This window comes from Sphingosinicella sp. LHD-64, from assembly GCF_031157375.1.
Taxonomy (GTDB): Bacteria; Pseudomonadota; Alphaproteobacteria; order Sphingomonadales; family Sphingomonadaceae; genus Allosphingosinicella.
The window spans coordinates 114,769-123,254 of sequence record NZ_JAVIFV010000005.1 but is presented as its reverse complement, the minus strand read 5'-3'; the positions used below and the strand labels follow the sequence as shown (position 1 = coordinate 123,254).

Annotated in this window: 7 protein-coding genes; 6 read left to right on the top strand and 1 reads right to left on the bottom strand. The window is 64.2% G+C overall.

Features of this window, described 5'->3' with window-relative positions:
• On the bottom strand, nt 1–1,745 hold a 1,745-nt coding region (locus RCO27_RS18045; RefSeq protein WP_309004107.1), incomplete at its 3' end, for a calcium-binding protein.
• Between the two features lie 367 nt (nt 1,746–2,112).
• Here RCO27_RS18045 and uvrA point away from each other — a divergent pair.
• From uvrA to RCO27_RS18015, 6 genes are all read left to right on the top strand, one after another.
• Nucleotides 2,113–5,145, top strand: a complete 3,033-nt coding sequence (gene uvrA, locus RCO27_RS18040) for an excinuclease ABC subunit UvrA (RefSeq protein WP_309004106.1) — start codon at nt 2,113–2,115, stop codon at nt 5,143–5,145.
• A gap of 48 nt (nt 5,146–5,193) precedes the next feature.
• Nucleotides 5,194–6,039 (top strand): hypothetical protein, encoded by an 846-nt coding sequence (locus RCO27_RS18035; RefSeq protein ID WP_309004105.1) that lies wholly within the window; start codon nt 5,194–5,196, stop codon nt 6,037–6,039.
• Complete coding sequence (locus RCO27_RS18030) at nt 6,036–6,260, top strand: DUF2158 domain-containing protein (protein WP_309004104.1); 225 nt, start codon at nt 6,036–6,038, stop codon at nt 6,258–6,260. The genes RCO27_RS18035 and RCO27_RS18030 overlap by 4 nt, the downstream gene beginning before the upstream one ends.
• Nucleotides 6,261–6,650: 390 nt before the next feature.
• The gene (locus RCO27_RS18025) at nt 6,651–7,760 is read left to right on the top strand and encodes a hypothetical protein (RefSeq protein ID WP_309004103.1); all 1,110 of its coding nucleotides are present in this window, start codon (nt 6,651–6,653) and stop codon (nt 7,758–7,760) included.
• Nucleotides 7,750–8,316 (top strand): hypothetical protein, encoded by a 567-nt coding sequence (locus RCO27_RS18020; protein ID WP_309004102.1) that lies wholly within the window; start codon nt 7,750–7,752, stop codon nt 8,314–8,316. Before RCO27_RS18025 ends, RCO27_RS18020 begins: the two co-directional genes overlap by 11 nt.
• Nucleotides 8,288–8,479 carry a hypothetical protein gene (locus RCO27_RS18015; RefSeq protein WP_309004101.1) on the top strand — a complete coding sequence of 64 codons (192 nt, stop codon included), beginning with the start codon at nt 8,288–8,290 and terminating at the stop codon, nt 8,477–8,479. Before RCO27_RS18020 ends, RCO27_RS18015 begins: the two co-directional genes overlap by 29 nt.
• Nucleotides 8,480–8,486 lie beyond the last annotated feature (7 nt).

The window sequence follows — 8,486 nt, the reverse complement described above, 5'->3', positions numbered from 1 at the left end:
TCGGAAATGCGCGCGCCGAAGCCGCGGACCTCGACCACGTCCTGCCCCGTCCCCAGCGTGACCGGCGTCGCCCGATTGCCCGTCCTTACGAAGACGATCCGGTCGTCGCCAGCGCCGGCATCGATGCTGCCCGGTATAAGGCTGAACGTGGTGCCGTTGTAGAAGATGAGATCGTTGCCGGCGCCGCCGACAACCGTGACGTTCCCCCCGGTCACCTCGATCCAGTCGTCGCCGTCCCCGCCGTCCGCGGTCACGATATTGGAGCCGACGACCAGATGATCGTCGTCGCCCTCGCCGTAGAGCCTGGTCCCAAGCGCCGTGTCGTCCGCGATCAGCGTGTCGTTGCCGTCGCCGCCGTACAGCGTATCCCCACTGGGACCCGTCGTGTTGCCGTCGCCGTTCAATAGGTCGTCGCCCGAACCACCGTAAAGAATGTCACGCCCGTTGCCGCCGTGAAGAACGTCGTCGCCATCGCCGCCTTCCAGGATATCGTCTCCCGCATCGCCATCGAGCAGGTCGCGCCCGTCGAGACCTTGAAGCGTGTCGGCGCCGTCGAGACCGCGGATCGCGTCCGCATCCGCAGTCCCCACGATGGTCTCCGCGCTGGAGGTGCCGGTGGTCGCAGAGTAGAACGTCCGGATCGCGATGTAGCTCTCGCCGACATCGTCCCAGGTACGCCACACCACTGCGAAATCCCCGGAACCGAAGGCGGCCACAGCGGGTAGGTCCTGGCCGAGCGCCGTCGTCGTGTTGACGACCAACGGGGCACCGATCGAATTGCCGATGGCATCGTACCGCTGAGCCCAGATATCACCCTGCTGGAAATAATTGGGGCCTTCGCCTGGAACCTCCGGGCGCCAGGTGACCAGGAACCCGCCATCATCGAGCGCTGTCGCGGACGGCTGACCCGCCGCCACCCCATCTGCGGGATTGACCCGAAAATAGGCGCCGATCGGCGCTCCGTCCGCTGTGTAACGCTGGGCCAAGACCCTTGTCGAATTGCCCGCGGAGTCGGTCCACGTCATCACGAACTCGCCCGAGGCCAGCATTGCAATGGACGTGAAGAATCCCTCGTGGAAGCTCGGGAGGTCGGGGAAATCGCGGCTGGAGAACACCGCGCTCTTGGGATTGCCACCTCCGTCAAACACCTGGCCGTTCGCGGCCGTGAAGCTGCCCGCATTGGGACCCGTCCATGTTACGACGAAATCGCCGTCAGCCTGCACCACTACGTCCGGGTCATAGCTGTTAATGGAGCCATTCGAGGTGACGACGATCTCTCCGGTCATCGCTGTGCCATCGTCGCTGAAGACGCGCGCCTTGATATTGCTGACGCCCGAACTTCCATTGTCGGTCCAGACGACGACGAATTCATCATCGCCGCGCGCCGCCAGATGGGGCTGCTGCTCGGTTCCGGATGCGAGGGTGAATGCATCACCCTTCGGGGTGCCGGACGCGTCGAACGTGCGCGCCTGGATTCGGGTCTGCACGCCGGGCTCGAATGCCGTCTCCGACCATGCGACGACAAAGTCACCGGACCCGAGGCCGACGACGGAGGCCTGCAGGACCGAGGTCGGACCGGCCATCAGCTGCTCGCCCCCCAGCTTTTGTCCTTGTGCGTCGAAGCGCTGCACGTAGAGGTCGGAATCCGAGATCCAGCTGATCACGAACCCGCCGTCGGCAAGACGCGTAATCGTCGGCTGCTCCTGTCGCCCGAGCGCATCGAACCAGACATAGTCCTGGTTCACCGCACCGAAATCCCCGCCAGCGACATATTCGATCATATGACCCCCTTGTACTCGCCCCATCGACTCGACAGCCTCAATCGGTCCGCCGGTTCAATCCACGCGAACGATATTGGAATTGCTTGGATATGTTTCGAGTCGGTGACTATTGCCGGTTTCGCGCCGACCGCAAGCCATATCGGCAATGGCCGGACAGTTTCGTTGTGCGATCGCGGGATTCCCGGCCGCCAAGGCGCACGGCCCGCATTGGTTGCCCGGCAGGCTCAGCGTCCTTGCCTTCGCTCGCCCTCGAACCCATCTCCGCAAGACCTGCGTTGACGCCCGGCGCAACCCTCGATAGACCAAGAACAAATCTGGAACAGATATCTCTATGCTGACGCATCTCTCCGTCCGCGGCGCGCGCGAGCACAACCTCAAGAATGTCGATGTCGACATCCCCCGCGAGACGCTGACGGTGATCACCGGCCTCTCCGGCTCGGGCAAGTCGAGCCTCGCCTTCGACACCATCTATGCCGAGGGGCAGCGCCGCTACGTCGAGTCGCTCTCGGCCTATGCCCGCCAGTTCCTCGAGATGATGCAGAAGCCCGATGTCGATCATATCGAGGGCCTCTCTCCCGCCATCTCGATCGAGCAGAAGACGACCAGCCGTAACCCGCGCTCCACCGTCGCCACGGTCACCGAGATCTACGATTACATGCGCCTGCTCTGGGCGCGCGTCGGCACCCCCTATTCGCCCGCGACCGGCCTCCCGATCGCCGCGCAGACCGTCAGCCAGATGGTCGACCGCGTCATGGCGCTCCCGGAAGGCACGCGGCTCTACCTGCTCGCCCCGGTCGTCCGCGGCCGCAAGGGCGAGTATCGCAAGGAGCTGGCCGAGTGGCAGAAGGCCGGCTTCACCCGCGTCCGCATCGACGGCGTCTTTCATGAGATCGACGCGGCCCCCGCCCTCGACAAGAAGTACAAGCACGACATCGAGGTGGTGGTCGACCGCCTCGTCGTCCGCGAAGGCATCGAGACCCGGCTGGCGGATTCGCTGGAAACCGCCCTCAAGCTCGCTGACGGCCTCGTCTATCTCGACCCTGCCGACGCCGCTCAATCCCCCCTCGCCGGCGGGGAGGGGGCAGGGGGAGGGGGTCCTGAGTCTGCGAATGCTCCCGACCTCCGAACCCCCTCACCCAACCCTCTCCCCCAAGGAGAGAGGGCTATTCTCTCCGACAACGCCCCCGCCGGCCGCATCACCTTCTCCGAGAAATTCGCCTGCCCGGTCTCCGGTTTCACCATCGCCGAGATCGAGCCTCGCCTCTTCTCGTTCAACGCCCCGCAGGGCGCCTGCCCCGGCTGCGACGGCCTCGGCGAGAAGCAGCTCTTCGATCCGGACCTCGTCGTCCCCAACGAGAATCTCTCGATCAAGAAGGGCGCCATCGTCCCCTGGGCGAAGTCCAACCCGCCCAGCCCCTATTACATGCAGGTCCTCGCCAGCCTCGCCCGCGCCTATGAGTTCAGCCTGGAGACGCCGTGGAAGGAGCTGCCCGAGAGCGTCCACGACGTCATCCTGAACGGCACCGGCGGCCGCAAGGTCACCTTGCGCTTCATCGACGGCCGCAAGTCCTACGAGGTCGAGAAGGCCTTCGACGGCGTCATCGGCAACCTCAACCGCCGCCTCCTCCAGACCGAATCCGCCTGGATGCGCGAGGAGCTGAGCAAGTACCAGACCCCCCAGCCCTGCGAAATCTGCCACGGCGCGCGCCTGCGCCCCGAGCCGCTCGCGGTGAAGATCGCCGGCGAGCATATCAGCCAGGCCACCGCCCGCTCCGTCCGCCACGCCCTCGCCTGGTTCGAGACGCTGCACGAGAAGCTCACCGACACGCAGAACGAAATCGCCCGCGCGATCCTCAAGGAGATCAACGAGCGGCTCGGCTTCCTCAACAATGTCGGCCTCGACTATCTCGACCTCAACCGCACCTCGGGCACCCTCTCGGGCGGCGAGAGCCAGCGCATCCGCCTCGCCAGCCAGATCGGCTCCGGCCTCTCCGGCGTCCTCTACGTCCTCGACGAGCCGAGCATCGGCCTCCACCAACGCGACAACGACCGCCTCCTCGTCACCCTCAAGCGCCTGCGCGATCTCGGCAACACCGTGCTCGTCGTCGAACATGACGAGGACGCGATCCGCCAGGCCGATTACGTCATCGACATGGGCCCCGGCGCCGGCGTCCATGGCGGCGAGGTCGTCGCCCGCGGCAAGCTCGACGAGGTGCTGGCGAACGAGAAATCGCTGACCGCCGACTATCTCACCGGCCGCCGCGCCGTCCCGCTCCCCGACAAGCGTCGCAAGGGGACGGGCAAGAAGCTCACCCTCTCCGGCGCCACCGCCAACAACCTCAAGAACGTCACCGCCTCGATCCCGCTCGGCACCTTCACCTGCATCACCGGCGTCTCCGGCTCGGGCAAGTCGAGCTTCACCATCGACACGCTCTACGCGGCCGCCGCGCGCCACCTCAACGGCGCCCGCCTTCAGGCCGGCCGCCACGAGAAGATCGAGGGCCTGCACTATCTCGACAAGGTGATCGACATCGATCAGTCGCCGATCGGCCGCACCCCGCGCTCGAACCCCGCCACCTATACCGGCGCCTTCACCAACATCCGCGACTGGTTCGCGGGGCTGCCGGAGGCGCAGGCGCGCGGCTACAAGCCCGGCCGCTTCAGCTTCAACGTCAAGGGCGGCCGCTGCGAGGCGTGCAGCGGCGACGGCCTGATCAAGATCGAGATGCACTTCCTCCCCGACGTCTACGTCACCTGCGACGTCTGCCACGGCGCGCGCTACAATCGCGAGACGCTGGAGGTGAAGTTCAAGGGGCGCTCGATCGCCGACGTGCTCGACATGACGGTCGAGGACGCGGTCGAATTCTTCAAGGCGGTCCCGCCGATCCGCGACAAGATGGCGATGCTGGCCGAGGTGGGCCTCGGCTACATCAAGGTCGGCCAGCAGGCGACGACCTTGAGCGGCGGCGAGGCCCAGCGCGTCAAACTCGCCAAGGAACTGTCGCGGCGGGCGACCGGCCAGACCCTCTACATCCTCGACGAGCCCACGACGGGCCTCCACTTCGAGGACGTGCGCAAGCTCCTGGAGGTGCTCCACGCGCTGGTGGAGCAGGGGAACAGCGTGGTGGTGATCGAGCACAATCTCGAGGTGATCAAGACGGCGGACTGGATTGTCGATCTTGGGCCGGAGGGGGGCGATAAAGGCGGGGAGATTGTCGCGGTTGGGACGCCGGAGGAGGTCGCCAATGAGCCGCGTTCATACACCGGCCAGTACCTCGCCCCGCTCCTCAGCGCCTCCGTTCGTCCTGAGCTTGTCGAAGGGCGGTCTTCTTCAAAGCTTCGTGCGCGCGAGGTTGTAGAGTGATTTTTTCTATCTACACTCTGTAATTATCTAAAGCAGCGGGGAGCTAGAATGGCATATCGCGCATCCGTACTTCCCGTCATGATTGCATCTCCTGGTGACGTATCTGAGCAACGGGACGATATTCGTTCCATCATCAACAATTGGAACTTTATCAACGGCTACTCCAAGAGAACGCTTCTCATGTCAGTGGGCTGGGAAACTCACGCTGCCCCTGAGCTGTCAGGCCGCGCTCAGGGTATAATCAACGAGCGTCTTTTAGAAAATTGCGATTTGTTGGTAGGAGTATTTTGGACCAAGCTTGGCACGCCAACGGGCGATTTTCAAAGCGGCACGGTGGAGGAAATTTCTCGGCACGTCGACGCTGGAAAACCTGCCATGGTATATTTCTCGGACGCGCCAGTTGCCCCGCAGTCCATTGATGCTGAGCAGTACGCAAAAGTTCAGGATTTTAAAGCCTGGTGTTTTGAGCGAGGACTCGTCGCAACTTTTACAAACCCCGCTGAATTCCGAGTTATGTTTGAAAGTCAGTTGCAAATTCAACTGAACTCAAATCCTTATATTCGTGGAGTTTTAGATAACTCGGAAAGAAATGACCCTTTACCCGCTGAAACTTCAGAGCTGTCTGAAGAGGCTACGGAGCTATTGCTGGAAGCAAGCTCTGACTCAAGTGGATATGTTATGACGATATCCACAATGAATGGACAACATATCCAAACGAACGGAAATACGTTTGGAGAACCAGGAAATGCTCGGTCGTCCGCGAAATGGGAGGCCGCGCTGGAGGAGTTAATTGCTCTTTCCTACCTAACCGCCAGGGGCAGCAACGGCGAAGTGTTTCAAGTTACCAATGCGGGTTACAGGCGCGCTGATGAGCTGAGAGGAAGCACTGAATGAGCGACCATGAATTCAAGCCTGGTGATCAGGTCATCCTTCAATCTGGTGGCCCGTACATGACCGTGGAAAAGGTCGTTAATGGGCAGGCGTCATGCGTATGGTTCGTCGATAACGAATTAAAGCGAGGTGCCTTTGGTGAATGCCTCCTAAAGGCGAAGGAGGAATTTGTGGCTGCTCGTGCGGGTCGAAGAAGAGCCATCTCTTCTTATGAAGGTTACTAGCGGGTTCCGGGGACACTATACCTACAATTCCGGGGATTACGGTGACGGATTACGGTGGATTACGGTGACGGATTACGGTGACAGTGCACCAAACTCCCCCTCGCGCGTCGATGCGTGGCGGATGCACGAAAGCCGACCCGCGACAGCTTACATCCGGGTCGGGTTTGTCATAGGATAGGGCGGAGCCTGGAGAGAGACATGACGAACGCGGAACACAAGGTGCTGATGCGCGGTGTCGCGGCCGGCACGATCACGGGCGTGGCCATCGGCCTCATCATCGCGTTGTTCATCGCGCTTACGGTGACGGCGCCCTGAATTCCCGCGTCGAGACCAGAACAAACAAAGAACAAAAAGCTTGCAATGTAGGATTTGATTTGATCTATCCTGCGGATGGACACGCATCGCACCCCGCCGGGCGACGCCGCATCCACCGATGCCGCCGCGCCCTTCGCCGCCGCCCCCGACCCCTTCCATTCCGCTCATCCTGAGGAGGGGCTGAGCGAAGACGAAGACCCGTCTCGAAGGGCCCGCATCGGCTGGATCGAGGGCCACCTCCCCGACATCGTCGATCCGCTCGTGCCGCGCGATCCCGGCACCGCGCTGTCCGAAACGCGCCGGCTGCGCCACGACGGCTGGACGCCGGAGAAGATGCGCCGCTTCCTCGAGCGGTTCGCAGAGTGCGGCATCGTGATCGAGGCCTGCGAGGCGGTGGGGATGAGCGCGCGTTCGGCCTACAATCTGCGCGACCGCGATCCGCTGTTCGCCGCCGGCTGGGACGCGGGGCAGGCGATGGCCCGGCCGCGGCTCGCCGACGAGGCCTATTCGCGCGCGCTGAACGGCGTCGTCGACCGCATCTACAAGGACGGCGTCATCGTCGCCGAGCGGCACCGCTACGACAACCGCCTCACCATGTCGGTGCTCAAACGGCTCGACACCCGCGTCGACCGCGCCGAGGAGGCCGGCGCGCCCCATCTCGCCCTCGTCGCCCGCTGGGACGACTATCTCGACGCGCTCGGCGGGGACCGGCGCGCGGAGGGCCTCGCCATGCTCGCCGGGGCCGCCGGGGAGGAAGGGGACGAAGCTCTGCGAGATCGTGAACTTCGTGAACTTCACGAGAGCGAAGACCCCGAATCCTGCGACGACGAGACCCGCGATCCGCACCAGGTGTGGGAGGAGGACGGGGACGAATGGTGGACCGATTATCCGCCGCCGCCCGGCTTCGACGGCATCGAACATGGCGACTATGGCGAGCGCACCTACCGCCGCATGCTTTCGCCGGACGAACAGGCCGCGCTCGACGCCGGGCTGGCCGCCGAGAAAGCCGGGGCCCGCGCCCGCGCCGAAGCCCGGCGCGCCGCCTGGTTCGGCGAAGTCGCAGCGCCAGTGCCCGGCGGGTCCGGAAAGGGCGGTGATTGCAGTGACGATTCGCCGGACCCGCCTCCTTTCAAATCGGCCTTGCCCCCGCAGTCGCCCGCGCCGACAAGATCTCATGACCGATGATACCGCGCCATGGCGTCCGGAGCTTGTCGCTGCCTTGCGCCTGCTCGCCCGGATCAGCGATGCGATGCACGCTCGCGGGTTGCCCCGGCCCATCCTCGTCGGCGGAGCGGCGGTGGAATATTATTCGGCGAGCGCGCTGATGACCGGCGACATCGACCTTGCCTCGCCTGTTCAGCCCGAGCTGGAGGAGGAGTTGCGGCGGCACGGCTTCGTCCGTCCCGGCGGCCCCGGGCATACGCCACTCGGCTGGGTCCATCCAGAGCTGCGGCTCGGTGTCGAGATCGTCGCCAGCACGCCGATGGGCGGCACGGTCGATCCGGATCGGATCGGGCTCGTCCGCCCGATCGGCGAGACGGCATTGTTTCGCATCCTTTCCGTCGAGGACATGATCGCCGACCGGATGGGCCAATATGCGAGCGGCACCGCTCCGGAGATGCGCGGTCAGGCGCAGGCGCTGCTCCGCCTTTATCCCGACCTCGATCGCGACTATCTTGAGCGGCGCATCCGGGAAGAAACGTGCGGCGATCATGGCATCGAAGACATCCAAGGCAAATGACGGGCCGGGCGAGCCGGTCGATATGGCCGCTTTCGGTCGCGATCTCGTGCGCCGCCGCGCCGCCGCTGGCGACCCGGAGCCCCCCCGCAACAGCGGCAAGCGCAGGACGCCGTCCAAGCGCGCGCTCCTGAAGGCGATCGAGGAGGCCGGCGGCCGCTGGTAGGCGGCGG

Bases quoted from the DNA above. Each gene is read 5' to 3' on its own strand.
- RCO27_RS18025 (WP_309004103.1), top strand. From the start codon at position 6,651: ATGGACACGCATCGCACCCCGCCGGGCGACGCCGCATCCACCGATGCC.
- RCO27_RS18015 (WP_309004101.1), top strand. From the start codon at position 8,288: ATGGCATCGAAGACATCCAAGGCAAATGACGGGCCGGGCGAGCCGGTC.
- RCO27_RS18030 (WP_309004104.1), top strand. From the start codon at position 6,036: ATGAGCGACCATGAATTCAAGCCTGGTGATCAGGTCATCCTTCAATCT.
- RCO27_RS18035 (WP_309004105.1), top strand. From the start codon at position 5,194: ATGGCATATCGCGCATCCGTACTTCCCGTCATGATTGCATCTCCTGGT.
- RCO27_RS18020 (WP_309004102.1), top strand. From the start codon at position 7,750: ATGACCGATGATACCGCGCCATGGCGTCCGGAGCTTGTCGCTGCCTTG.
- uvrA (WP_309004106.1), top strand. From the start codon at position 2,113: ATGCTGACGCATCTCTCCGTCCGCGGCGCGCGCGAGCACAACCTCAAG.